We start from the raw sequence: 23,711 nt of genomic DNA on the forward strand, positions 1-23,711 counted from the left end.
GTTTATCATGACAGTAGAAAACATCAACAAAGCCGCTATCATCGCGGACAACGCACGTGGTCAAAACGACACCGGCTCCCCTGAAGTGCAAGTTGCACTGCTGACAGCTCGTATCAACGAACTGAACGGCCACTTCAAAGCCCACTCGAAGGATCACCACTCCCGCCGCGGCCTGATCATGATGGTCAACCGTCGTAAGAGCCTGTTGTCCTACCTGAAGGCTAAAGACGCTACCCGTTATCGCGACCTGATCGCTAAACTTGGTCTGCGCAAGTAATTTTTGCCGTACAAGGTTTATACAGAAATGCCTGCGCCAGTTCGCTGACGCGGGCATTTTGTCATTTGAATTCCGGATTTATGTCGAGAAGTACAGTATTCTCTACCGATATCATGTTTTAAAAGTAAAGTAGCAAAGGTGGCAACAAGTAAAGGCAGCATTTTTACGCCGCCTGTGGTGAGGTGAACGACAGCCCCTGAAAATCTGTCGGCAATTAGAAAAGGGATACCCCATGTTTAACAAAGTTACGAAAACCTTCCAGTACGGTCAACATCAAGTGACCCTGGAAACCGGCGAAATCGCACGTCAGGCATCCGGCGCAGTGCTGGTGTCGATTGAAGATACCGTCGTTCTGGCAACGGTGGTGGCACGCAAAGATGCCAAGCCAGGCCAGGATTTCTTCCCTTTGACGGTTGATTATGTCGAGAAAACCTATGCTGCCGGTAAAATCCCGGGCGGTTTTTTCAAGCGCGAAGGCCGTCCTTCCGAAAAAGAAACACTGACATCGCGTCTGATCGACCGTCCTATCCGTCCTTTGTTCCCGGAAGGCTACCTGAATGAAGTGCAAGTCATCATTCACGTGTTGTCGGTCAACCCTGAAATCGATCCGGACATCGCCGCCATGATCGGCGCCTCCGCTGCCCTGTGCGTGTCGGGCGTGCCTTTCAACGGTCCTATCGGCGCCGCGCGCGTCGGTTACGCCAATGGCCAGTACATCCTGAACCCGACCGTCCAGCAACTGAAAACGTCGGAAATGGACCTGGTGGTCGCCGGTACCGAAACGGCCGTGCTGATGGTCGAATCGGAAGCGAAACAGCTGTCCGAAGAAATCATGCTGGGCGCCGTGGTCTTCGGCCACGACCAGATGAAAGTCGTCATCGACGCGATTCACGACCTGGTGCGTGACGGCGGCAAGCCGGAAGTGGAATGGGCGCCTGCGCCGAAAAACGAAGCACTGATCGCCCGCGTCGCGCATTTCGCCAACGCCAAGATCAATGATGCGTATCAAACCAAGGACAAGCAAGAGCGTACGGCCAAGCTGAAAGCAGCGACGTCGGAAGTGATCGCCGACCTGTCGGCCGAAGCGGCTGCCGCCGGCGGCGCGTCCATCGACAGCGCTGAAGTCAACAACATCCTGTTCGACATCGAAGCCAAGATCGTGCGTACGCAGATCCTGGATGGCGAGCCACGCATCGACGGCCGCGACACGCGCACCGTGCGTCCGATCTCGATCCGCACCAGCGTGCTGCCACGCACCCACGGTTCGGCCCTGTTCACGCGCGGCGAAACGCAGGCGCTGGTCGTCGCTACCCTGGGCACCGCCCGCGACAGCCAGAAGATCGACGCGCTGATGGGCGAGTTCACCGATTCGTTCATGCTGCATTACAACATGCCTCCGTTCGCCACCGGCGAAACGGGCCGTGTCGGTACGCCGAAGCGCCGCGAAATCGGCCACGGCCGCCTGGCCAAGCGCGCGCTGATCGCCGCCCTGCCAGCAGCTGAAGAGTTCAGCTACTCGGTGCGCCTGGTGTCGGAAATCACGGAATCGAACGGTTCCTCGTCGATGGCATCGGTGTGCGGCGGCTGCCTGGCACTGATGGACGCCGGCGTGCCGATGAAAGAACACGTGGCCGGTATCGCCATGGGCCTGATCAAGGAAGGCGGCAAGTTTGCCGTGCTGTCCGACATCCTGGGCGACGAAGATCACCTGGGCGACATGGACTTCAAGGTAGCCGGTACCCGCAACGGTATCACGGCACTGCAGATGGACATCAAGATCATGGGCATCACCAAGGAAATCATGCAAGTGGCACTGGCGCAAGCCAAGGAAGGCCGCGAGCACATCCTGGGCGAAATGCAAAAAGCCATGCCGCACGTCAAAACCGAACTGTCCGATTTCGCACCGCGTCTGATCACCATCAAGATCAACCCGGAAAAAATCCGTGACGTGATCGGCAAGGGCGGCGCCGTGATCCGCGCGCTGACCGAAGAGACGGGCACCCAGATCGACATCAGCGACGAAGGCGTGGTCACCATCGCTTCCGTCGACGCGCAAGCCGGCCAGGAAGCCAAGCGCCGCATCGAAGAACTGACCGCTTCCGTCGAAGTGGGCAAGACCTACGAAGGCACCGTGCTGAAACTGCTGGACTTCGGCGCCATCGTGCAAGTCATGCCAGGCAAGGACGGCTTGCTGCACATCAGCCAGATCGCCAACGAGCGCGTCAACGCCGTGGCCGACTACCTGAAAGAAGGCCAGCTGGTCCGCGTCAAGGTTCTGGAAACGGACGACCGCGGCCGCCTGAAGCTGTCGATGAAAGCTGCCGAAGGCAACGAAGCGCCAGCCGCCTAAGTCAGACTGACTGCGGCCTCGGCCGCATGCTCAAAAACCGCCAGCGCGCAAGCCCTGGCGGTTTTTTTATGCGCTGCGTTTGCGCTGTGTCGAAGGTGGGTGCCGACGCGTGCACCGGCCTTGATCCAGCGCGTATCGGCCGCTGCCGCGCCTTGTAGATTCGGGATGGGATCTTCCCCTGAACGAGTCTTCCAAGGAGATGCAGCATGCGCACATTCTGCGGGCTGGCCGCCGCCTTTCTGCTTGCCGTCGCGCCCGGTGTCCGGGCGCAGCTGGACAGCGCACCGACGCCGGTGCCGTTGCCCATCCCCATCGCCGCCGCGTCCACGGCCATGCCGGCGCAAGACCTCGACGCCTTGCGCGCCGTGCATGCGCGCGAAATCAATGACCTCAGCACCTTCAGGACGGCGGGCTTGCCGCGGGAAGCGATCGACGCCTACCTCGAGAGCGGGCCAGGGCAGCAGTTCCTGCGCGAACTGCGCGCCGCCGACCCGGCCGCCTCGGCCGACACCCTCTATGCGCGGGCGGTCGAGCAGCTCGCTTCCGGCAGCACCGTGCCCGACTTGCAAGCCATGTCGGCCGCATTGGTAAAAATCGTGCCGCATGGCCAGAATGTGTCGCCGTATTCGCCGTATTTCACCACCAGCGCGCAATTGCAGCTGGCCGCGGGCCAGTGCGCCACCCTGGCCGACTGCTTCGGCTTGCCCTTGAAGAGCGAGGCGCCGCTGTATGATGTGTATCAAATCATGCCCAAGGGCACCGTCAACGTGTTCGTCAGCCAGGTGGCGCCGACGCAGGAGCTGGGCGGGCTGGTGCGGCGCAAGGGTGGGGCGCAGCAGTATTTATTGCCCAACCGCGGCCTGTGGTCGGCCCCCGTGCTGATCGGCACGATCAAGAATTGAGGACAGATGATGGATCAACAGCGTTTGCAAGCCCATGCCGCCGAACTGGAACAGTTGCTGGCGCGCCTGGCGCCCGCCGACGGGGAGGTGGCCGACCTGCGCAGCGCGCTCGAGCCGCTGCTGGCCCTGGCTGGCAGCGGTGCCTTGACCGCGCCCTTGCCGTGGGGCGATATCCCCGGCGGGCGCTATTTTACGGAAGGCAGCTTGCGCCAGTACCCCGAGCTGGAGCAGGCATTTGCCCGCTTCCGCATCGAAGCGACGGGCGGCGAATCGCCGGCCCTGCGCAAGCTGCGCGGCGAGATATGATTAATATTTAGTTAACGTATAGTTAATATAAGGTATCAATTGTTGTTTATGGGTAATTGAGAGTCGGTATTGCTTGACGACAAAATCTTATTCCCCGACCATGGCGCATCCCTCCCGATTTCCTCTTTTTTTATTGGATGCACCATGTTGTCCTCCCTTAAGGCGCGGCTGATCGCCATCGCCGTTTCCATCGTCGTGCTGGCCATGCTGGCTGTTGCCATCGCCAATTTCTTCACCACGCGCTCAAGCACCCTGGCCGCGCTCGACACGCAGATGCTGCAGTTGTCGCACAGCCACGCGCAAGCCATCGCCGAATGGCTGCGCTCCAAGCAAGCCGTCGTGGGCTCGCTCAAGCAGGGCGCCACGGCGGCCGATCCGCTGCCGGCCCTGAAGGCGGCCGAGCAGGCAGGCACGTTCGACATGGCGTATATCGGCTTTGCCGACAAGCACGCCGTCTTCTCGCAGGAGCGCAAGCGCGCCGCCGACTACGATCCCACGGCACGTCCCTGGTACAAGCTGGCGTCCGAAACGGGCGGTCCCATCATCACCGCGCCGTATATCGGTGCCAGCACGGGCAAGCTGGTGGTGACGTTTGCCGAGCCGCTGGGCGGCAAGGGCAGCGTGACGGGCGTGATGGCGGCCGACGTGATGATGGATGCCGTGGTGCAAAACGTCGCCTCGATCAAGCCGACGGCGGCCAGCTACGCCTTCCTCGTCGATGGCGGCGGCAAGATCATCGCCCATCCGGACGGCAAGCTGACGCTGAAGCCGCTGGCCGAGCTCGATCCAGGCCTGAGCGCGCAGGCGCTGGCCGATATCGAAAAGAGCGGCGATGGCGCGAGCATCCGCCTCGGCGAACGTGACGGCATCTTGCATGTAAGTAAGGTTGCAGGCAGCGACTGGCTGCTGGCGACCGTGCTGGACCGGGCGGAAGCCACGCAAGCCCTCAGTTCCATGCTGCGCGCCTCGGCCCTGACGGCCTTGCTGGTGCTGGCCCTGGCCGCCACGGTCTTGAGCGTGCTGGTGGCGCGCGCCTTGCGCCGTCTGGGCCTGGTGCGCGATGCCATGGAAGCGATTGCCACGGGCGACGGCGACCTGACCAGCCGCCTCGACGCGCAAGGCACGGACGAGCTGGCGCAGATCGCCAAGGCTTTTAACTTGTTCGTCGAAAAGATTGCCACCGTGCTGGTGCAGATCCGCAGCATCAGCACCCTGGTGCGCAGCGAATCGGCCGATATTGCCGCCGGTAATGCCGACCTGTCCTCGCGCACGGAAGCGCAGGCGGGCGCGCTGGAAGAAACAGCCAGCTCGATGGATGAGCTGACCTCGACCGTGAAGCAGAATGCGGAAAACGCGCATGCGGCCAACGAATTGGCCGTGTCCGCTTCGGAAGTGGCGGCCAAGGGCGGCCGCGTGGTGCAGCAGGTGGTGGGCACCATGGCCGGCATCCAGGAAAGCTCGCGCAAGATCGTCGACATCATCGGCGTGATCGATGGCATCGCCTTCCAGACGAATATCCTGGCCTTGAACGCGGCCGTCGAGGCGGCGCGCGCGGGCGAGCAGGGCAGGGGCTTTGCCGTGGTCGCCTCCGAAGTGCGCAACCTGGCGCAACGCTCCGCTGGCGCGGCGAAGGAAATCAAGGAACTGATCGGTGACTCGGTGGAGAAAGTCGATGCGGGCGGCCGCCTCGTCGATGAAGCGGGCCAGACCATGGATCAGGTGGTGGCCTCGGTGCAGCAATTGACGACCATCATGAGCGAGATCACGGTGGCCAGCCGCGAACAGAGCGCCGGCATCGGCGAGATCAATACGGCCGTCACGCACATGGATACCATGACACAGCAGAACGCCGCGCTGGTCGAGCAGGCGGCGGCTGCCGCGGAAAGCCTGCAGGAGCAGGCCGTGGACCTGGCGCAGGCCGTCGGCATGTTCCGCCTGGGCGATGCGGGCCCTGCCGTGGTATCGGCACCGGTGACGCGCCTCAAGGCGAAACCGGCCGCGCCGGCCCGCGCGCTGTCGCCGGCCAAGCCCGTCAAGGCGGCCAAGTCCGGCGCCGACGAGTGGGAAGAGTTTTAAGCTGCAAGCGTAGCGATTTGCGCGTTCATCCGCGTTTTTGTCAGGCCAGCCTGCCAAAAGCGCAGTTCGTCGCAATCGGCGTGCCGGCCGGGGGCGGTATGGCTATAGTGACACCATACCGCAAGCCCACTGCCAGACACCCGAGGAGAACAACATGAACGTCGCTAAAAACATGGAAGTCATTGCCGTTGCCGCCGCCATCCTGCTCAGCGCCAGCTGCTACGCCATCGCTCCGGCCGCCCCGGCCCTGCAGGTGGCCAGTTCCACGGCCACCCTGGCCGCGCCAGCGCACAAGGCTGCCATGCAAGTGGTGGTGGTCAAGGCCAAGCGCCTGAGCGCCGCCGAGAAAGCCCGTTTCGCATAATCATTGCCAGTCATTTTCCGCGCTGCTAGAGTGCAAGGCGCGATGCAATGCCGGCCGCCCAACGCGGGCGCCGCAATACATAAAAACAAGATACCGAGGATGCACTACATGAAAAAGATACTGCAACTGGCGCTGCTGTTCCTGGCGACACTGGGCCTGGTGCGCGGCGTGGCCGCCGAGACCCGCTTGCTGGAAATGCGCAACGTCGATGCCCGCGTGGTGCGCGTCAAGCTCGATGGCGTGATGGAAGTGCGCATTCGCCAGGGCAACGTGCCTTCGCTGAGCATCACGGCCGACAAGCGCTACATCGCCGATGTCAGCACGGCGCAAAGCGGCGACACCCTGCACATCGAAACGGAAGTGCGCGGCTTCAAGCTCGGCCCCTCGTCGATCCGCGCCGACCTGGTCTTGCCGAACCTGCGCGAACTGAGCTCGGAAGGCTTTGGCAGCACCGACATCACGGGTTTCAAGGGCGAGGAACTGACCCTGTCGCTGGAAGGGGCGGGCAGCATCAAGCTGGTGGGCGACTACCGCAAGCTCAATGCCAGCCTGGGCGGCGTGGGCAGCATGCAGATCTGGATCGGCAACAATGAGCGGGCCGAGCTGGACTTGCAGGGCGCCGGTTCCGTGGTGCTGGGCGGGCGCGGGCGCATGCTGAAGGCCAGCCTGGGCGGCCTGGGCAGCCTGAATGCGCAGCAATTCGAGGCCGATGCCGTCAACCTGGAATTGAGCGGCCTGGGCAACGCCACGGTGAATGCCCATGCGAATGCCAAGCTGAACCTGAGCGGACTCGGTTCGGTGGTGGTGTACGGCAAGCCGGCCAACCGCGATGTCAGCGTCGAGGGCCTGGGCAAGGTTAGCTGGAAGTAAACGCATCCTGCCGCAGGCCGTATTGGCAAGGACAAGAATAAGTAGTCAGACCACATCCCATTCCGATGAAAAAACTGATCATTACATTACTCATGCTGTTGACGATACAGCTACCGGCGCGGGCTGGCTTCGTCGAAGGCGCCAGCGCCTACAACAACAAGAATTACGCGCTGGCTTACAAGGAAATATTGCCCCTTGCTAAGACCGGCAATGCCGATGCCCAGCATTTGCTGGGCTTGATGTATTACATGGGGCGCGGCTTGCCGCAGGACTACAAGCAAGCCATGTTCTGGCACCGCAAGGCGGCCGAGCAGGGCAAGGCCGACGCCCAGTACGTGGTGGGCGCCATGTATTACACGGGCAACGCCGTGCTGCAAGACCACAAGCAGGCCGTGGGCTGGTTCCGCAAGGCGGCCGAGCAGAACCATGCCGAGGCGCAGCAGGTGCTGGGCCTGATGTACCGCTATCACATGGGCGGCGTGCAGCAGGACAACGTCATCGCCTACATGCTGTGGAATCTGGCGGCGGCGAATGGCAACGCGAATGCGGCCGACCAGCGCGCCGCCGTGGTGCGCAAGATGACGCATGAGCAAGTAGAGGAAGGGCAGGCCCTGTCGGCCAAATGGAAGCCGGGCACGCCCTTGCCGCGCCAGTCGAAAACGGGTGGTGTCTGAGCGATCAGGTAGCGGCCTGCAAGGGTGGACGGCTTGGCGTACAATCGCCGTTTTCCCTTGAAAGAGTCCCGCCATGCGTGCAGTTGCCATCAGCCAGCCAGGTCCCGCCGACGTTTTGCAGATCGCCGAGCGTCCCGTTCCCGCCTTCAAGGCCGGTGAGCTGCTGATCAAGGTGCACGCGGCCGGCATCAACCGCCCCGACGTGCTGCAGCGCCTGGGCAAATATGCGCCGCCAGCCGGCGCCTCGGACTTGCCTGGCCTGGAAGTGGCGGGCGAAGTCGTCGATGGCGATTTCAGCAATACCACCTTCAGGAAGGGCGACCTCGTCTGCGCGCTGGTGCAGGGCGGCGGCTATGCCGAGTACTGCGCGGCCCCAAGCGGCCAGTGCCTGTCCTTGCCGAAGGGCTTGACGGCCCTCGAGGGCGCTTCCCTGCCGGAAAACTTCTTTACCGTCTGGAGCAATGTCTTCGACCGCTGCGCGCTGGCCGACGGCGAAACGTTATTGGTGCAGGGCGGCACCTCCGGCATCGGCGTGGCGGCCATTCAATTGGCGGCCGCGCTCGGCCACCGCGTGTTTGCCACGGCGGGCAGCGACGAGAAGGCGCGCGCCTGCGAGGCGCTGGGCGCCGAACGGGGCATCAATTACCGCACGGAAGATTTCGTCGCCGTCGTCAAGGAATTGACCGCTGGCAAAGGCGTCGACGTCATCCTTGACATGGTGGGCGGCGACTACCTGCCGCGCGAAATCGATTGCCTGGCCGACGATGGCCGCATCGGCATGATCGCCGTGCAGGGCGGCACCAGGGCGGAACTGGACCTGGGCGCCTTGCTGCGCCGCCGCCTGACGGTGACAGGTTCCACCTTGCGTCCCCGTTCCGTGGCGTTCAAGGCGGCCATCGCGCACCACCTGCGCACGACCGTCTGGCCGCTGATCGAGGCGGGCAAGATCAAGCCCGTGATCCATCAAACTTTCCCGTTAGAAAAAGCCAGCGAGGCGCATGCCTTGATGGAAGCGAGCACGCACGTGGGCAAGATCATGTTGCAAGTTGCCTGAAACGGGGCACTGCCTGTTTGACCGGCATCGGTGCCGGAGTTAGAATGACGGGTTATTAAGAATTTAGGCTACTATGCGTCGCAAACTCGTCGTCGGAAATTGGAAAATGAACGGCAGTCGCACCTCGAACGCGGTGTTATTGTCTGAAATAGTTGCTGGCCTGGCTGCTTCTGGCGCCGCCAGCGCCGTCTGCGTGCCTGCGCCCTACCTGGCGCAGTGCCAGGCGCAATTGGCAGGCACGGCCCTTGGCTGGGGCGCGCAGGATGTCTCTGCGCACGCCGGCGGTGCCTACACGGGCGAAATCTCGGTCGCCATGCTGCAGGATTTTGGCTGCGGCTATGTGGTGATCGGGCATTCCGAGCGCCGCGCCTACCACGGCGAGAGTGACGCGCAGGTGGCGGCCAAGACGGTTGCCGCGCTGGCGGCCGGCATCACGCCTATCGTCTGCATCGGCGAGACCCTGGCGCAGCGCGAAGCGGGCCAGACCAATGCCGTGGTGGAGCAGCAGCTGGGCGCCGTGCTGGCGGCGATTTCCGCCGACGACGTGGCGAAACTGGTGCTGGCCTATGAGCCGGTCTGGGCCATCGGCACGGGCAAGACGGCCACGCCGCAAATGGCGCAGGACGTGCATCAGGTATTGCGCGCCCAGCTGGCAGAAAAGAATGCGGTGGCGGCCGCCGGCGTGCAAATCCTGTACGGCGGCAGCATGAAGCCGGAGAACGCAAAAGAATTGATGGCGATGCCGGATATCGATGGCGGTCTGATCGGTGGAGCAGCATTGAAGGCGGCGGATTTCCTGGCGATTATTCACGCTGCCGATTGAATTAATTTAAACTGAGAATGGAATTGCAATGAACATGATGTTCAATCTGGTAGTGGTAGTACAGGTTATTTCGGCATTGTCGATTATCGCGCTGGTGTTGCTGCAGCACGGCAAGGGCGCCGACATGGGTGCCGCCTTCGGTTCGGGCGCCTCGGGCAGCCTGTTCGGTGCGACGGGTTCGTCGAACTTCATGTCGAAATCGACGGGCGTTGCCGCCGCGATCTTCTTCGGCGCCACCCTGGCCCTGTCGCTGATGGCCAATCAGCGCGCCACCACGGTGGGCGGCGGCGTGATGGATAAAGTCGTCAAGCCGGTGCCAGTGACCGGCGCGGGCGCGATCCCGACGACGGTACCTGCGGCAGTCCCGGCGGCCAGCGCTCCGGCAGCGGCGGCGCCGGTTGCCAGCACCCCGGCAGGCGCGATTCCAAAGTAATTTGGCGGCAAGCGAGTAGTATCTCGATGCCTCATCGAGAGTAATTCTCATTACGGGCAGATTATTGCTCAATGTTTTAGCAGTGCGGCAGGAAAAAATCGTGACGCGCTGGAAGATGTAAAAATTTATCGTTTTTATCTGTGTTTTGATGCATTTGTGCATTAACTTTAGCGGCAAAGCAGAGTAGAATACGGGCCTTACCGCCGACGTGGTGAAATTGGTAGACACGCTATCTTGAGGGGGTAGTGGCGAAAGCTGTACGAGTTCGAGTCTCGTCGTCGGCACCAGAAATCAGAAGCCAGCAACGGCGCACGAGCCATGGCTCGTACAAAGTTGCTGGCTTTTTTTACGAGGATGTGTCGTTCGATCCTGGTCTTAGCTTTGATTGGGGTCGTGCGTTAGATACGCTGCAAATGATCGCAGCGTCCTCATTTAACCGATCGTTCAATATAAGCTTATCAATCGTGAACCTCGAAAATTACTTCCCCGTCCTGCTGTTCATTATTATCGGCCTTGGTGTCGGTATCGCTCCCCAGCTCCTGGGGCGCCTGTTAGGCCCTAACAAGCCTGACGCAGCAAAACTCTCCCCGTACGAATGTGGCTTTGAAGCATTCGAAGACGCGCGCATGAAATTTGATGTGCGCTACTATCTGGTCGCAATCCTGTTTATTTTGTTCGATCTGGAAACGGCATTCTTTTTCCCATGGGGCGTTGCAATGCGCGACCTGGGCTGGGCCGGTTTCGTCACGATGATGGTGTTCATCGCTGAATTCGTGGTCGGATTTTGGTACATTTGGAAGAAAGGTGCCCTTGACTGGGAATAAGCCATGGCTATTGAAGGCGTATTAAGCGAAGGTTTCATCACCACCTCGGCCGACAAGCTGATCAACTGGGCGCGCACCGGGTCTATGTTCCCGATGACGTTCGGTCTGGCCTGCTGTGCGGTCGAAATGATGCATGTGGGCGCAGCCCGCTACGATATGGACCGTTTCGGCGTCGTGTTTCGTCCGTCGCCGCGTCAGTCCGACGTCATGATCGTTGCTGGTACCCTGTGCAACAAGATGGCGCCGGCCCTGCGCAAGGTCTACGACCAGATGGCAGAGCCACGCTGGGTCATCTCGATGGGTTCCTGCGCCAATGGCGGCGGGTACTACCATTACTCCTATTCCGTGGTGCGCGGTTGCGACCGCATCGTGCCCGTCGACGTGTATGTGCCTGGCTGTCCTCCGACCGCTGAAGCCTTGCTGTACGGCATCATGCAGTTGCAGAACAAGATCAAGCGTACCAGCACGATCGCACGCTAACCGGGCCGCTTCAGATTATGACAACACATTTAGAAGTATTGCAAAACGCCCTCGGCACTGCCCTGGGCGATCGCGTTAGCACGACGGTTGCGCTGGGCGAAGTCACCTTGCAGGTCAAGGCCGAGGACTACCTGGCCGTGATGCAGACCTTGCGCGACGATCCGGCCCTGCATTTCGAGCAATTGCTCGACCTGTGCGGCGTCGACTACTCGACCTATGGTGACGGCAGCTGGGATGGCCTGCGTTTCGCGGCCGTTTCGCACTTGCTGTCGGTCAAGCACAACTGGCGCGTGCGCGTGCGCGTGTTCGCGCCGGACGACGACATGCCGCTGCTGCCCTCCGTGGTCGGCATCTGGCGCGCCGTCAACTGGTACGAGCGCGAAGCGTTCGACCTGCTGGGCATCCTCTTCGAAGGCCACAACGACTTGCGCCGCCTGCTGACCGACTACGGTTTCATCGGCCATCCGTTCCGCAAGGATTTCCCCGTCTCCGGCTATGTCGAGATGCGCTACGATCCGGAACAAAAGCGCGTGATTTACCAGCCCGTGACGATCGAGCCGCGGGAAAACGTGCCGCGCGTGATCCGCGAAGAACATTACGGGATGAAATAATGGCTGAGATTAAGAACTACACCCTGAACTTTGGGCCGCAGCATCCGGCCGCGCACGGTGTGCTGCGCCTGGTGCTGGAGATGGATGGCGAAGTCATCCAGCGCGCCGACCCGCATATCGGCCTGCTGCACCGCGCCACCGAAAAGCTGGCCGAACAGAAGACCTACCTGCAATCCGTGCCGTACATGGACCGTCTCGACTATGTGTCGATGATGTGCAATGAACATGCATACGTGATGGCCATCGAAAAGATGCTGGGCCTGGAAGTGCCGCTGCGCGCGCAATACATCCGCGTCATGTTCGACGAGATGACGCGCATCCTGAATCACCTGATGTGGCTCGGCACCCACGCGCTGGACGTTGGCGCCATGGGTCCGTTCCTGTATTGCTTCCGCGACCGCGAAGACTTGTTCGACGCCTACGAGGCAGTGTCGGGCGCGCGCATGCACGCGGCCTACTACCGTCCGGGCGGCGTGTACCGCGACCTGCCGGACGCGATGCCGCAGCACAAGGCGTCGATCATCCGCAACGCCAAGGCCATCGGCAAGCTCAACGAAAACCGCCAGGGTTCCCTGCTGGACTTCATCGAAGACTTCGCGCGCCGCTTCCCGAACTCGGTGGACGAGTACGAAACCCTGCTGACCGACAACCGTATCTGGAAACAGCGGACCGTCGGCATCGGCGTGGTCTCGCCGGAAGATGCGCTGGCCATGGGCTTTACGGGCGCCATGCTGCGCGGCTCGGGCGTGCAGTGGGACTTGCGCAAGAAGCAGCCGTACGAAGTGTACGACCTGATGGATTTCGACATTCCTATCGGCACCAACGGCGATTGCTACGACCGCTACCTGGTCCGCGTGGAAGAGCTGCGCCAGTCGAACCGCATCATCAAGCAATGCGTGGAGTGGCTGCGCAACAATGAAGGTCCTGTCATGACCAGCAACCGCAAGGTGGCGCCTCCGGGCCGCGTCGACATGAAGACCAACATGGAATCGCTGATTCACCACTTCAAGCTGTTCACGGAAGGTTTCCACGTACCGCCAGGCGAGGCCTACAGCGCCGTGGAACATCCGAAGGGCGAGTTCGGCGTGTACCTGGTGTCCGATGGCGCCAACAAGCCGTACCGCATGAAACTGCGCGCGCCAGACTACGCCCACTTGCAGTCGCTCGACGAGATGGCGCGTGGGCACATGCTTGCCGACGCCGTGACCATCATCGGGACGCAAGATATCGTGTTCGGCAGTATTGACCGCTAAGAGGCAAAAAGTATGTTGTTATCAGAGCAATGCTATAAGAAAATTGACCGCGAGCTGGCCAAGTACCCGGCCGACCAGCGTCAGTCGGCCGTCATGGCCGCGCTGGCCCATGCCCAGGATGAACTGGGCTGGCTGGCGCCGGAAACCATGAAGGAACTGGCCGATTACATCGGCATGCCGGCGATTGCCGTGCAGGAAGTGGCCACGTTCTACAATATGTACAACGTGAAACCCGTGGGCAAGCACAAGATCACCGTGTGCACCAACCTGCCATGCGCCCTGTCGGGCGGCGTGCGCGCTGCAGAGTACCTGAAGCAGAAACTGGGTATCGATTTCCGCGAAACCACCGCAGACGGCCAGTTCACCCTGGTTGAAGGCGAGTGCATGGGTGCTTGCGGCGATGCGCCGGTCTTGCTGGTCAGTAATAAAACCATGTGCAGCTGGATGTCGAACGAGAAAATCGACGCCATGCTGGAGGAACTCAAGAAATGACGTCACTCCACAACCGCCATATCGATCCATTGATCCTGAAGGATCTGGATGGCAAGAACTGGCATTTGCAAGATTATGTGAACCGCGGCGGCTACAGCGCCCTGCGGCGTATCCTGGAAGAGAAAATCACGCCGGAACAGATCATCGCCGACCTCAAGGCCTCGTCCTTGCGCGGCCGTGGCGGCGCGGGTTTTCCTACCGGCTTGAAGTGGAGCTTCATGCCGCGCCAGTTCCCGGGCCAGAAATACCTCGTCTGCAATACAGATGAAGGCGAACCGGGCACTTTCAAGGACCGCGACATCATTCGTTACAATCCCCATGCGCTGATCGAAGGCATGGCCATTGGCGCTTATGCGATGGGCATCACCGTCGGTTATAACTATATCCACGGTGAAATCTTCCAGGAATACCTGCGTTTCGAAGAAGCGCTGGAAGAGGCGCGCGCCGCCGGTTTCCTGGGCGACAAGATCATGGGCAGCGAGTTCTCGTTCCAGTTGCATGCGCACCATGGTTATGGCGCCTACATCTGCGGCGAAGAAACGGCCCTGCTGGAGTCGCTGGAAGGCAAGAAAGGCCAGCCGCGCTTCAAGCCGCCTTTCCCGGCCTCGTTTGGCCTGTACGGCAAGCCGACGACGATCAACAACACGGAAACCTTCGCGGCCGTGCCATTCGTGCTGAACATTGGTCCAGAGAAATACCTGGCGATGGGCAAGCCGAACAACGGCGGTTCGAAGATCTTCTCGATCTCGGGCGACGTGGAAAAACCGGGCAACTACGAAGTGCCGCTCGGCACCCCGTTTGCGACCCTGCTGGAACTGGCAGGCGGCATGCGCGGTGGCAAAAAGATCAAGGCCGTGATTCCTGGCGGCTCGTCCGCGCCGGTGATCCGCGGCGACATCATGATGCAGACCGACCTGGACTATGACTCGATCGCGAAAGCCGGTTCGATGTTGGGTTCGGGCGCCGTCATCGTGATGGACGAAACACGCTGCATGGTGAAGGCGCTGGAACGCCTGTCCTACTTCTACTTTGAAGAATCGTGCGGCCAGTGTACGCCTTGCCGTGAAGGCACAGGCTGGATGTACCGCATGGTGCACCGCATCGAGCAGGGGCAGGGTCGTCCAGACGACCTGGACATGCTCAACTCGATCGCCGACAACATCCAGGGCCGCACCATTTGCGCGCTGGGCGATGCGGCTGCCATGCCGGTACGGGCCTTCATTAAGAATTTCCGTGAAGAATTTGAATATCATATCGAGCACAAGCATTGCTTAGTGCCCGCATATATCTAAGCTGCGTCAGGTAACGATCACCATGGTTGAAATCGAAATAGACGGCAAAAAAGTCGAAGTCCCTGCTGGTAGCATGGTGATGGACGCCGCCAACAAATTGGGAACCTACATTCCGCACTTCTGCTATCACAAGAAATTGTCGATCGCAGCGAACTGCCGCATGTGCCTGGTCGAAGTGGAAAAGGCGCCCAAGCCTTTGCCCGCTTGCGCGACCCCGGTCAGTGCCGGCATGATCGTGCGCTCCGCCAGCGATAAAGCTGTGCAGGCGCAAAAGTCGGTCATGGAATTCTTGCTGATTAACCACCCGCTCGATTGCCCTATCTGCGATCAGGGCGGCGAATGCCAGTTGCAAGACTTGGCCGTCGGTTACGGCAAGAGCGAATCGCGCTACAAGGAAGACAAGCGCGTCGTCACGCCGAAGGAAGCCGGTCCGCTGGTTTCCATGCAGGAAATGTCGCGCTGCATCCAGTGCACCCGTTGCGTACGCTTTGGCCAGGAAGTGGCCGGCGTGATGGAACTGGGCATGATCGGCCGCGGCGAACACTCGGAAATCGTGTCGTTTGTCGGCCAGACGGTCGACTCCGAACTGTCGGGCAACATGATCGACCTGTGCCCGGTCGGCGCACTGACCTCGAAGCCGTTCCGCTACAGCGCCCGTACGTGGGAACTGTCGCGCCGCAAATCGGTCAGCCCGCATGACGGCCTGGGCTCGAACCTGATCGTGCAAGTGAAAGCTGGCAAGGTCAAGCGCGTATTGCCGCTGGAAAACGAAGCCGTCAACGAGTGCTGGATCTCGGACAAGGACCGTTTCTCGTACGAAGCGCTGGACAGCGCCGAACGTCTGACGTCCCCGATGCTGAAACAAGGCAACGAGTGGAAAGAAGTCGATTGGCAGACCGCGCTGGAATACGTGGCGCACGGTTTGAAAAATATCAAGCACGAGCATGGCGCTGACGCCATCGCCGCGCTGGCCACCCCGCATTCGACCGTCGAAGAGCTGGTCCTGCTGCAAAAAGTCGCCCACGGCCTCGGTTCCGAGAACGTCGACTTCCGCCTGCGCCAGACCGATTTCGCGCTGGACGCCAGCGTGAAACCATGGCTGGGCATGCCGATCAACGAATTTGGCCAGATCAAGCGCGCCTTCGTCATCGGTTCGTTCCTGCGCAAGGATCACCCATTGCTGGCCACGCGTTTGCGCGCGTCCGTCAAGGGCGGCGCCAAGCTGTCGATCCTGCATGCCTCCGACGATGATCAACTGATCACCATCGCCAACAAGATGATTGTCGCGCCGAGCGATTGGCTGGCAGCCTTGTCGGAAGTGGTCGTCGCTGTTGCTAAAGCGAAAGAAATCGCCGCGCCAGCCGGTTTCGAAGCGGTGACCGCTTCGGACGTGGCTGTCGCCATCGCCGCCAGCCTGATGGCTGGCGACAACGGCGCCGTGCTGCTGGGTAATGCCGCAACGCAACACCCGCAAGCGTCGCAACTGCATGCTGCAGCGCAATGGATCGCCGAACAGACGGGCGCCAAGCTCGGTTACCTGACGGAAGCGGCCAATACGGTAGGCGCGCACCTGGTCGCCAAGCCGCGCGCCAACGTGCAAGCCGCCTTTGCTGCTCCGAAGAAAGCTTACGTGCTGCTGCACGCCGAGCCGGAACTCGATGCCGCCAATCCACAAGCGGCCCGCGCCGCCCTCGATGGCGCCGAGATGGTCGTGGCGATGTCGGCCTTCAAGCACGGCATGGATTACGCCGATGTCTTGCTGCCGATCGCTCCGTTCGCTGAAACCTCGGGTACCTTCGTCAACTGCGAAGGCCGCGCGCAAAGCTTCAACGGCACCGTCAAACCGCTGGCCGATACCCGTCCAGCCTGGAAAGTGCTGCGCGTCCTGGGCAACATCCTGGGCCTGGCCGGTTTCGACTACGACACCTCCGAAGCGATCCGCGACGAAGCATTCGGCGCCGGCGTGACCGACCTGTCGGCACAGCTGAACAATATCGCCAAGAACGCACCGGAAGCGGCAAGCTACGCACCGGCTTCGCCAGCGCTGCAACGCATCGCCGACGTGCCGATCTACTTCGCCGACGCGCTGGTACGCCGTTCCGAACCGCTGCTGCGCACGGTCGACGGCGCCGCGCCGCAAGCCCATCTGTCGCCGGCATTGGCCGAGAAGCTGGGCATCAAGGCGGGCGACAAGGTCAAAGTGGCGCAAGGCTCCGGCAGCGCCATCCTGGTGGCGGCACTTCATGCCGGCCTGCCAGCCAATGTGGTCAAAGTGTCGGCGGCGCATGCCTCGACGGCCAGCCTGGGCGGCATGTTCGGTGACATCACAGTTGAAACAGCAGAGGGGAAAATCTGATGGCTCTGCCTGAATTTGTAAACGTCATCAACAGCAGCGGTCAGGATCTGCTGGGCGGCTCGTGGCCGTTCTTCTGGACCCTGATCAAGATCCTGTGCGTGCTGTTGCCGCTGATGGGCCTGGTTGCCTATCTGACCTTGTGGGAACGCAAGCTGATCGGCTGGATCCAGATCCGCGTCGGCCCGAACCGCGTCGGCCCCCTGGGCTTGCTGCAGCCGATCGCCGATGCGCTGAAACTCTTGTTCAAAGAGATCATCATCCCGTCCAAGGCCGCCAAAGGCCTGTTCGTGATCGGCCCGATCATGACCATCATGCCGGCCCTGGCCGCCTGGTCGGTCGTGCCGTTCGGCCCGCAAGCCGTGCTGGCCAACGTCAACGCCGGCTTGCTGATGCTGCTGGCGATTACCTCGATGGAAGTCTACGGCATCATCATCGCCGGCTGGGCCTCGAACTCGAAGTACTCGTTCATGGGCGCCATGCGCGCTTCGGCACAGATGATTTCGTATGAAATCCCGATGGGCTTCGTGATGGTCATCGTGCTGATGGTCTCGGGCAGCCTGAACTTCATCGACATCGTCGGCGGCCAGCAGATCGGCTTCTTCGCCGACAAGGGCGTCAATTTCATGTCGTGGAACTGGCTGCCGCTGCTGCCGATGTTCGTCATCTACCTGGTGTCGGGCCTGGCTGAAGCCAACCGTCACCCGTTCGACGTCGTCGAAGGCGAGTCGGAAATCGTGGCCGGCCACATGGTCGAGTACTCGGGCATGGCCTACGCCATGTTCATGCTGGCCGAATACGCCAACATGATCCTGATCGGCGCCCTGGCTTCGATCATGTTCCTCGGTGGCTGGTCCGCACCATTTGCTTTCCTTGAGTTCTGGGGTGGTTTCGGCGGCTTCTTCTGGCTGTTCGCCAAGACCTTCTTCATCGTGTCGGTGTTCATCTGGGTACGCGGTACGTTCCCACGCTACCGTTATGACCAGATCATGCGCCTCGGCTGGAAAGTGTTTATCCCGTTGACGCTGGTCTACCTGGTCTTCGTCGCTGCCTGGATGCAGACATCCTGGAATATTTGGAAGTAAGAGAGTGCATACGAATGGATAAGGTAAAAGATTTCTTCAGCAGCCTCTTGTTAGGCGAGCTGATCAAGGGCATGGCGCTGACAGGCAAGTACATGTTTTCGCGCAAGATCACGGTGCAATTCCCGGAAGAGAAGACACCGATCTCGCCGCGTTTCCGTGGCTTGCACGCGCTGCGCCGCTACCCGAACGGCGAGGAACGTTGCATCGCCTGCAAACTGTGCGAAGCGGTTTGCCCGGCGATGGCCATCACGATCGAATCGGAACAGCGTGACGACGGTTCGCGCCGCACCACGCGTTACGATATCGACTTGACCAAGTGCATCTTCTGCGGTTTCTGCGAAGAGTCCTGCCCGGTCGATTCGATCGTCGAGACGCAAATCCTGGAATACCACGGCGAGAAACGCGGGGATTTGTATTACACGAAAGAGATGTTGCTGGCCGTAGGCGATCGTTATGAAAATGACATCGCCGCTGCGCGCGCCGCCGACGCACCTTATCGCTGATGGATGCGCCGCAGCCCCTGGCTGCGGCGCGCCCCTCGTTCATCTGTACGTCTATTGGGTTTTTTATGGACTTTAAAACAATTTTGTTTTACGCCTTCGCGCTGATCTTGATTCTGGCAGCGACGCGCGTCATCACGGCCCGTAATCCGGTCCACGCAGTACTGTTCCTGGTACTGTCCTTCTTCTCGGCAGCGGGCATCTGGATGCTGCTGCAAGCTGAATTCCTGGCCATCGTGCTGGTATTGGTGTATGTCGGCGCCGTGATGGTGCTGTTCCTCTTCGTGGTCATGATGCTCGATATCAATATCGACCGCATGCGCGAAGGCTTCTGGGGCTATCTGCCATTGTCCGTGACGGTGGGCGTGATCATCGTGCTGGAAATGGCTGCCGTCCTGTGGCACGGTTTCCGCAACTTTGCACCGAGCATCGCGCCGGTGAACGTCAACCTGGGCGGCACCAAGGAACTGGGTCTGTTGATCTACACCAAATATGTGTTCGCCTTTGAAATCGCCGCCGTCGTGCTGCTGGTGGCCATCGTTGCCGCGGTCGCACTGACTTTGCGCAAACGCAAGGACACCAAGCATTTTGCTCCAGGCGATGCGGTACGCGTCAAGCGCAACGACCGCCTGAAGATCATCAAGATGGACGCGGTTGTCGAGCGTCCTGCGGCTGAGCCGGAAGTTAAGGAGGCACCATGACATTATCGCTCACACATTTTCTGGTCCTGGGCGCGATCCTGTTCGCAATCTCGATCGTCGGTATTTTCCTGAACCGCAAGAACATCATCGTATTGCTGATGGCAATCGAATTGATGCTGCTGGCGGTGAATATGAATTTCATCGCGTTCTCCCATTTCATGGGCGACGCGGCCGGTCAGATCTTCGTTTTCTTCATCCTGACGGTTGCCGCCGCTGAGTCGGCTATCGGTCTGGCTATTCTGGTGGTGATGTTCCGTAATCTGGATACCATCAACGTCGAAGACCTGGACAGCCTCAAAGGCTGATGTTTTTCAGACTCGATCTCTCGAATAATAACGATTAAGGTTCATCATGGCGGGGCAACTCCTCAACCCTAACCTCCTTCTTGCCGTACCGCTGGCGCCGCTGGCCGGTGCCGCGATTGCAGGCTTGCTTGGCACCCAGTTCCTGGGTAATTTGGTCGGACGCAAGACGTCGCATACCGCGACGATCCTGGGCGTACTGATTGCGTTCATCCTGTCCGTGCAGACATTGCTGGCAGTGATGGATGGCGCGACATTCAATGGCACGATCTATAACTGGATGACGATCGGCACCCTGAAGATGGAAGTGGGCTTCCAGATCGATTCGCTGTCGGCGATGATGATGTGCGTGGTCACCTTCGTTTCCCTGATGGTGCATATTTACACGATCGGCTACATGAAGGACGACGAAGGCTACAACCGCTTCTTCGCCTACATCTCGCTGTTCACGTTCTCGATGTTGATGCTGGTCATGGCCAACAACTTCCTGCAGCTGTTCTTCGGTTGGGAAGCCGTGGGCCTGGTCTCCTACCTCTTGATCGGTTTCTGGTACCAGCGTCCGACGGCCATCGTGGCCAACATGAAGGCTTTCCTGGTCAACCGCGTGGGCGACTTCGGCTTCATCCTGGGCATCGGCCTGCTGCTGGCATTCGCCGGCACCATGAACTACCAGGAAGTGTTCGCCAAGAAAGACGAGCTGGCCCTGCTGACGATGCCGGGCACCGACTGGGCTCTGCTGACCGTTGCCTGCATCTGCCTGTTCATCGGCGCGATGGGCAAGTCGGCGCAGTTCCCGCTGCACGTGTGGCTGCCTGACTCGATGGAAGGTCCTACCCCGATTTCGGCACTGATCCACGCCGCAACGATGGTGACGGCCGGTATCTTCATGGTCTCGCGCATGTCGCCGCTGTTCGAACTGTCCGACACGGCACTGTCCTTCATCTTGGTGATCGGTTCCATCACGGCGCTGTTCATGGGCTTCCTGGGCATCATCCAGAACGACATCAAACGCGTCGTCGCTTACTCGACACTGTCGCAGCTCGGTTACATGACCGTGGCGCTGGGTTCGTCCGCGTACTCCGTGGCCGTATTCCACCTGATGACGCACGCATTCTTCAAGGCACTGCTGTTCCTGGGCGCCGGTTCCGTCATCATCGGCATGCACCACGACCAGGACATCCGCAACATGGGCGGCCTGCGCAAATACATGCCGATCACCTGGATCACTTCCCTGATCGGTTCGCTGGCCCTGATCGGCACGCCGCTGTTCTCCGGTTTCTACTCGAAAGACAGCATCATCGAAGCCGTCGAAGCGACGCACATCTGGGGCGCTGGCTTTGCCCAGTTCGCCGTGCTGGCTGGCGTGTTCGTCACTGCCTTCTACTCGTTCCGGATGTATTTCCTCGTCTTCCACGGCAAGGAACGTTTCGGCCAGGCGCATGCGCACGGTCATGACGACCACCACGCACCGAAAGCGGCCCATGGCGCGCACGGCGATGCACATGACGACCACCATGAAGAAGAGGAAGACGACCACGGCCACCACGGCCTGGAACCTGGCCAGAAGCCGCATGAATCCCCGTTCGTCGTCTGGTTCCCGCTGGTGATGCTGGCGATCCCGTCGCTCATCATCGGTTACCTGACGATCGGCCCGATGCTGCATGGCGATTTCTTCAAGGGCGTGATCTTTGTCGGCGAAAACCATCCAGCAATGGAAGAGTTGTCGCATGAATTCCACGGCGCAATGGCGATGGCGATCCACGGCCTGTCGACGGCACCGTTCTGGCTGGCATTGTCCGGCGTGGTGGCAGCCTACTACTGCTACATGGTCAACCCGCGTGTACCGGCCTGGTTCTTTGCCAAGTTCCACGCGATCCACACCCTGCTGGACAACAAGTACTACATGGACAAGTTCAATGAAGTCGTGTTCGCCGGCGGTGCCCGCTTGCTGGGTAATGGCCTGTGGAACTTCGGTGACAAGAAGTTGATCGACGGTTTCGTCGTCAATGGCAGCGCCAAGGTTGTCGCCTGGCTGTCCTCGCTGTCGCGAGTGTTGCAGACCGGCTACATCTATCACTATGCATTCGTGATGATCCTGGGCGTGCTGGGCTTCCTGATCTATTTCCTGCCATTCTGGCCCGCTAAGTAAGCTGACCTGATAAAAGAATACTGAGAACCATGATGCAGTCTACGATTTCTACACTACCTCCTTACCTGAGTCTGTCGATCTGGGTGCCGATCATTTGCGGCGTCCTGGTCCTGGCTCTCGGCCGTGACAGCAAAGCGGGCTTTACCCGCTGGCTGTCGCTGGCTGGCGCCGTGCTCAGCATGCTGTGCACCTTGCCGCTGATCCAGCATTTCGACAACGCCGCACACGGCATGCAATTCGTCGAAAAAGCACCGTGGATTGAAACTTTCAATATCTGGTACTCGCTGGGTATCGACGGCCTGTCGCTGTGGTTCATTCCACTGACGGCGTTTATCACGGTCATCGTCGTCATTTCCGCTTGGCAAGTGATCGAGAAGCGCATCGCCCAGTACATGGGCTCCTTCCTGATCCTGTCGGGCCTGATGATCGGCGTGTTCTGCGCGCTGGACGGCTTGCTGTTCTACTTCTTCTTTGAAGCAACCCTGATCCCGATGTTCATCATCATCGGTATCTGGGGCGGTTCGAACCGCGTGTACGCGTCGTTCAAGTTCTTCCTGTACACCTTCTTCGGTTCGCTGCTGACCCTGGTTGCCATCATCTACCTGCGCAATGTGTCGGGCACCTTCGACATCCTGGCCTGGCACGCGTTCAAGCTGACGATGAACGAACAGATCTTCATCTTCCTGGCCTTCCTGATGGCGTTTGCCGTCAAGGTGCCGATGTTCCCCGTGCATACGTGGTTGCCGGACGTCCACGTGGAAGCGCCGACGGGCGGTTCCGCCGTGCTGGCCGCCATCATGCTGAAACTGGGCGCCTACGGCTTCCTGCGTTTCTCGCTGCCGATCACCCCGGACGCCAGCCACTACCTGTCGGGCTTCATGATCACCCTGTCGCTGATCGCCGTCATCTACATCGGTCTGGTTGCCCTGGTACAAACCGACATGAAAAAACTGGTCGCCTATTCGTCGATCGCGCACATGGGCTTCGTCACCCTGGGCTTCTTCATGTTCAACGACATCTCGGTGCAGGGCGGTATCGTGCAGATGGTCTCGCACGGTTTCATCTCCGGCGCGATGTTCCTGTGCATCGGCGTACTGTATGACCGCATGCATACCCGCAACATCGCCGACTACGGCGGCGTCGTGAACCGCATGCCGAAATTTGCCGCCTTCTTCGTGCTGTTCTCGATGGCCAACTGCGGTCTGCCAGCGACGTCCGGCTTCGTCGGCGAGTTCATGGTGATCCTGGGCGCGGTGAAATACAACTTCTGGATCGGTCTGCTGGCTGCAACGGCACTGATCTGGGGCGCGGCGTACTCGCTGTGGATGGCCAAGCGCGTGGTGTTCGGCAAGATCAAGAACAAGCACGTGGCCGAATTGACCGACATCAACAAACGTGAATTCTTCATGCTTGCTGTGCTGGCCATCGCCGTGCTCGTGATGGGTCTGTACCCAGCCCCGTTCACCGACACGATGCAAACTTCGGTTGCCGACCTGCTGCAGCATGTCGCCATCAGCAAGTTGCCTTAAATAGAAGACCG

At 60.4% G+C, this 23,711-nt stretch carries 24 protein-coding genes and 1 tRNA gene; all 25 read left to right on the forward strand.

The window, feature by feature from the left end:
• Positions 1-7 precede the first annotated feature (7 nt).
• The 25 genes from rpsO to AC1RJW_RS02990 all read left to right on the forward strand — a co-directional run bounded on the left by rpsO (position 8) and on the right by AC1RJW_RS02990 (position 23,700).
• Entirely contained in the window at positions 8-277 is a 270-nt protein-coding gene (gene rpsO, locus AC1RJW_RS02870; protein WP_010399743.1) for a 30S ribosomal protein S15, read from the forward strand.
• A 232-nt stretch (positions 278-509) separates the two neighbouring features.
• Positions 510-2,627 (forward strand): polyribonucleotide nucleotidyltransferase, encoded by a 2,118-nt coding sequence (gene pnp / locus AC1RJW_RS02875; protein ID WP_071322777.1) that lies wholly within the window; start codon positions 510-512, stop codon positions 2,625-2,627.
• 206 nt (positions 2,628-2,833) lie between these two features.
• The gene (locus tag AC1RJW_RS02880; protein WP_493043280.1) at positions 2,834-3,529 is read left to right on the forward strand and encodes a hypothetical protein; all 696 of its coding nucleotides are present in this window, start codon (positions 2,834-2,836) and stop codon (positions 3,527-3,529) included.
• Between the two features lie 6 nt (positions 3,530-3,535).
• The gene (locus tag AC1RJW_RS02885) at positions 3,536-3,835 is read left to right on the forward strand and encodes a hypothetical protein (protein ID WP_493043282.1); all 300 of its coding nucleotides are present in this window, start codon (positions 3,536-3,538) and stop codon (positions 3,833-3,835) included.
• A 144-nt stretch (positions 3,836-3,979) separates the two neighbouring features.
• Positions 3,980-5,911: a methyl-accepting chemotaxis protein gene (locus tag AC1RJW_RS02890; protein ID WP_493043284.1), complete on the forward strand. Its 1,932-nt coding sequence runs from the start codon at positions 3,980-3,982 to the stop codon at positions 5,909-5,911.
• Between the two features lie 154 nt (positions 5,912-6,065).
• A complete protein-coding gene (locus AC1RJW_RS02895) occupies positions 6,066-6,275 on the forward strand; it encodes a hypothetical protein (RefSeq protein WP_493043285.1) in 210 nt (69 codons plus the stop codon).
• Between the two features lie 108 nt (positions 6,276-6,383).
• Positions 6,384-7,145 carry a GIN domain-containing protein gene (locus tag AC1RJW_RS02900; protein ID WP_493043287.1) on the forward strand — a complete coding sequence of 254 codons (762 nt, stop codon included), beginning with the start codon at positions 6,384-6,386 and terminating at the stop codon, positions 7,143-7,145.
• Positions 7,146-7,210: 65 nt separating this feature from the next.
• Entirely contained in the window at positions 7,211-7,819 is a 609-nt protein-coding gene (locus tag AC1RJW_RS02905) for a tetratricopeptide repeat protein (protein WP_493043289.1), read from the forward strand.
• Positions 7,820-7,892: 73 nt separating this feature from the next.
• Positions 7,893-8,873, forward strand: a complete 981-nt coding sequence (locus tag AC1RJW_RS02910; RefSeq protein WP_493043291.1) for an NAD(P)H-quinone oxidoreductase — start codon at positions 7,893-7,895, stop codon at positions 8,871-8,873.
• Between the two features lie 73 nt (positions 8,874-8,946).
• Positions 8,947-9,696: a triose-phosphate isomerase gene (tpiA, locus tag AC1RJW_RS02915; protein ID WP_493043293.1), complete on the forward strand. Its 750-nt coding sequence runs from the start codon at positions 8,947-8,949 to the stop codon at positions 9,694-9,696.
• Positions 9,697-9,724: 28 nt separating this feature from the next.
• On the forward strand, positions 9,725-10,129 hold the full coding sequence (gene secG / locus AC1RJW_RS02920; RefSeq protein ID WP_493043295.1) for a preprotein translocase subunit SecG: 405 nt from the start codon (positions 9,725-9,727) through the stop codon (positions 10,127-10,129).
• Between the two features lie 202 nt (positions 10,130-10,331).
• Positions 10,332-10,416, forward strand: a tRNA-Leu gene (locus AC1RJW_RS02925).
• A 177-nt stretch (positions 10,417-10,593) separates the two neighbouring features.
• The gene (locus AC1RJW_RS02930; RefSeq protein WP_010399734.1) at positions 10,594-10,953 is read left to right on the forward strand and encodes an NADH-quinone oxidoreductase subunit A; all 360 of its coding nucleotides are present in this window, start codon (positions 10,594-10,596) and stop codon (positions 10,951-10,953) included.
• 3 nt (positions 10,954-10,956) lie between these two features.
• Positions 10,957-11,433 (forward strand): NuoB/complex I 20 kDa subunit family protein, encoded by a 477-nt coding sequence (locus AC1RJW_RS02935; protein WP_010399733.1) that lies wholly within the window; start codon positions 10,957-10,959, stop codon positions 11,431-11,433.
• A gap of 17 nt (positions 11,434-11,450) precedes the next feature.
• Positions 11,451-12,044: an NADH-quinone oxidoreductase subunit C gene (locus tag AC1RJW_RS02940; protein ID WP_475415384.1), complete on the forward strand. Its 594-nt coding sequence runs from the start codon at positions 11,451-11,453 to the stop codon at positions 12,042-12,044.
• Positions 12,044-13,297 carry an NADH-quinone oxidoreductase subunit D gene (locus AC1RJW_RS02945; RefSeq protein WP_034749992.1) on the forward strand — a complete coding sequence of 418 codons (1,254 nt, stop codon included), beginning with the start codon at positions 12,044-12,046 and terminating at the stop codon, positions 13,295-13,297. The genes AC1RJW_RS02940 and AC1RJW_RS02945 overlap by 1 nt, the downstream gene beginning before the upstream one ends.
• A gap of 12 nt (positions 13,298-13,309) precedes the next feature.
• Complete coding sequence (gene nuoE / locus AC1RJW_RS02950) at positions 13,310-13,789, forward strand: NADH-quinone oxidoreductase subunit NuoE (protein WP_035820520.1); 480 nt, start codon at positions 13,310-13,312, stop codon at positions 13,787-13,789.
• Positions 13,786-15,081, forward strand: coding sequence for an NADH-quinone oxidoreductase subunit NuoF (gene nuoF, locus AC1RJW_RS02955; protein WP_010399729.1), 1,296 nt, complete (start codon positions 13,786-13,788; stop codon positions 15,079-15,081). Before nuoE ends, nuoF begins: the two co-directional genes overlap by 4 nt.
• A 22-nt stretch (positions 15,082-15,103) precedes the next feature.
• Positions 15,104-17,437 (forward strand): NADH-quinone oxidoreductase subunit NuoG, encoded by a 2,334-nt coding sequence (gene nuoG / locus AC1RJW_RS02960; protein WP_493043299.1) that lies wholly within the window; start codon positions 15,104-15,106, stop codon positions 17,435-17,437.
• The gene (gene nuoH / locus AC1RJW_RS02965) at positions 17,437-18,519 is read left to right on the forward strand and encodes an NADH-quinone oxidoreductase subunit NuoH (protein WP_070224109.1); all 1,083 of its coding nucleotides are present in this window, start codon (positions 17,437-17,439) and stop codon (positions 18,517-18,519) included. The genes nuoG and nuoH overlap by 1 nt, the downstream gene beginning before the upstream one ends.
• Before the next feature lie 14 nt (positions 18,520-18,533).
• Positions 18,534-19,022 (forward strand): NADH-quinone oxidoreductase subunit NuoI, encoded by a 489-nt coding sequence (gene nuoI, locus AC1RJW_RS02970; protein WP_010399726.1) that lies wholly within the window; start codon positions 18,534-18,536, stop codon positions 19,020-19,022.
• Between the two features lie 65 nt (positions 19,023-19,087).
• Positions 19,088-19,720, forward strand: a complete 633-nt coding sequence (locus tag AC1RJW_RS02975) for an NADH-quinone oxidoreductase subunit J (RefSeq protein ID WP_034779507.1) — start codon at positions 19,088-19,090, stop codon at positions 19,718-19,720.
• Positions 19,717-20,025: an NADH-quinone oxidoreductase subunit NuoK gene (nuoK, locus tag AC1RJW_RS02980; RefSeq protein ID WP_010399724.1), complete on the forward strand. Its 309-nt coding sequence runs from the start codon at positions 19,717-19,719 to the stop codon at positions 20,023-20,025. The genes AC1RJW_RS02975 and nuoK overlap by 4 nt, the downstream gene beginning before the upstream one ends.
• Positions 20,026-20,071: 46 nt before the next feature.
• The gene (gene nuoL, locus AC1RJW_RS02985) at positions 20,072-22,171 is read left to right on the forward strand and encodes an NADH-quinone oxidoreductase subunit L (RefSeq protein ID WP_215408806.1); all 2,100 of its coding nucleotides are present in this window, start codon (positions 20,072-20,074) and stop codon (positions 22,169-22,171) included.
• 29 nt (positions 22,172-22,200) lie between these two features.
• Positions 22,201-23,700: an NADH-quinone oxidoreductase subunit M gene (locus AC1RJW_RS02990; protein ID WP_493043301.1), complete on the forward strand. Its 1,500-nt coding sequence runs from the start codon at positions 22,201-22,203 to the stop codon at positions 23,698-23,700.
• Positions 23,701-23,711 lie beyond the last annotated feature (11 nt).

This window comes from Janthinobacterium sp. GW822-FHT07A03 (genome assembly GCF_058798815.1).

Excerpts from the sequence above, each read along its gene's own strand:
- AC1RJW_RS02940 (WP_475415384.1), top strand. The coding sequence starts at position 11,451 with ATGACAACACATTTAGAAGTATTGCAAAACGCCCTCGGCACTGCCCTG.
- AC1RJW_RS02935 (WP_010399733.1), top strand. The coding sequence starts at position 10,957 with ATGGCTATTGAAGGCGTATTAAGCGAAGGTTTCATCACCACCTCGGCC.
- pnp (WP_071322777.1), top strand. The coding sequence starts at position 510 with ATGTTTAACAAAGTTACGAAAACCTTCCAGTACGGTCAACATCAAGTG.
- nuoE (WP_035820520.1), top strand. The coding sequence starts at position 13,310 with ATGTTGTTATCAGAGCAATGCTATAAGAAAATTGACCGCGAGCTGGCC.
- secG (WP_493043295.1), top strand. The coding sequence starts at position 9,725 with ATGAACATGATGTTCAATCTGGTAGTGGTAGTACAGGTTATTTCGGCA.
- AC1RJW_RS02885 (WP_493043282.1), top strand. The coding sequence starts at position 3,536 with ATGATGGATCAACAGCGTTTGCAAGCCCATGCCGCCGAACTGGAACAG.
- AC1RJW_RS02880 (WP_493043280.1), top strand. The coding sequence starts at position 2,834 with ATGCGCACATTCTGCGGGCTGGCCGCCGCCTTTCTGCTTGCCGTCGCG.
- nuoI (WP_010399726.1), top strand. The coding sequence starts at position 18,534 with ATGGATAAGGTAAAAGATTTCTTCAGCAGCCTCTTGTTAGGCGAGCTG.
- AC1RJW_RS02895 (WP_493043285.1), top strand. The coding sequence starts at position 6,066 with ATGAACGTCGCTAAAAACATGGAAGTCATTGCCGTTGCCGCCGCCATC.
- AC1RJW_RS02890 (WP_493043284.1), top strand. The coding sequence starts at position 3,980 with ATGTTGTCCTCCCTTAAGGCGCGGCTGATCGCCATCGCCGTTTCCATC.
- AC1RJW_RS02990 (WP_493043301.1), top strand. The coding sequence starts at position 22,201 with ATGATGCAGTCTACGATTTCTACACTACCTCCTTACCTGAGTCTGTCG.
- tpiA (WP_493043293.1), top strand. The coding sequence starts at position 8,947 with ATGCGTCGCAAACTCGTCGTCGGAAATTGGAAAATGAACGGCAGTCGC.
- AC1RJW_RS02905 (WP_493043289.1), top strand. The coding sequence starts at position 7,211 with ATGAAAAAACTGATCATTACATTACTCATGCTGTTGACGATACAGCTA.
- nuoH (WP_070224109.1), top strand. The coding sequence starts at position 17,437 with ATGGCTCTGCCTGAATTTGTAAACGTCATCAACAGCAGCGGTCAGGAT.
- nuoG (WP_493043299.1), top strand. The coding sequence starts at position 15,104 with ATGGTTGAAATCGAAATAGACGGCAAAAAAGTCGAAGTCCCTGCTGGT.
- AC1RJW_RS02945 (WP_034749992.1), top strand. The coding sequence starts at position 12,044 with ATGGCTGAGATTAAGAACTACACCCTGAACTTTGGGCCGCAGCATCCG.
- AC1RJW_RS02910 (WP_493043291.1), top strand. The coding sequence starts at position 7,893 with ATGCGTGCAGTTGCCATCAGCCAGCCAGGTCCCGCCGACGTTTTGCAG.
- nuoK (WP_010399724.1), top strand. The coding sequence starts at position 19,717 with ATGACATTATCGCTCACACATTTTCTGGTCCTGGGCGCGATCCTGTTC.
- nuoF (WP_010399729.1), top strand. The coding sequence starts at position 13,786 with ATGACGTCACTCCACAACCGCCATATCGATCCATTGATCCTGAAGGAT.
- nuoL (WP_215408806.1), top strand. The coding sequence starts at position 20,072 with ATGGCGGGGCAACTCCTCAACCCTAACCTCCTTCTTGCCGTACCGCTG.
- rpsO (WP_010399743.1), top strand. The coding sequence starts at position 8 with ATGACAGTAGAAAACATCAACAAAGCCGCTATCATCGCGGACAACGCA.
- AC1RJW_RS02900 (WP_493043287.1), top strand. The coding sequence starts at position 6,384 with ATGAAAAAGATACTGCAACTGGCGCTGCTGTTCCTGGCGACACTGGGC.
- AC1RJW_RS02975 (WP_034779507.1), top strand. The coding sequence starts at position 19,088 with ATGGACTTTAAAACAATTTTGTTTTACGCCTTCGCGCTGATCTTGATT.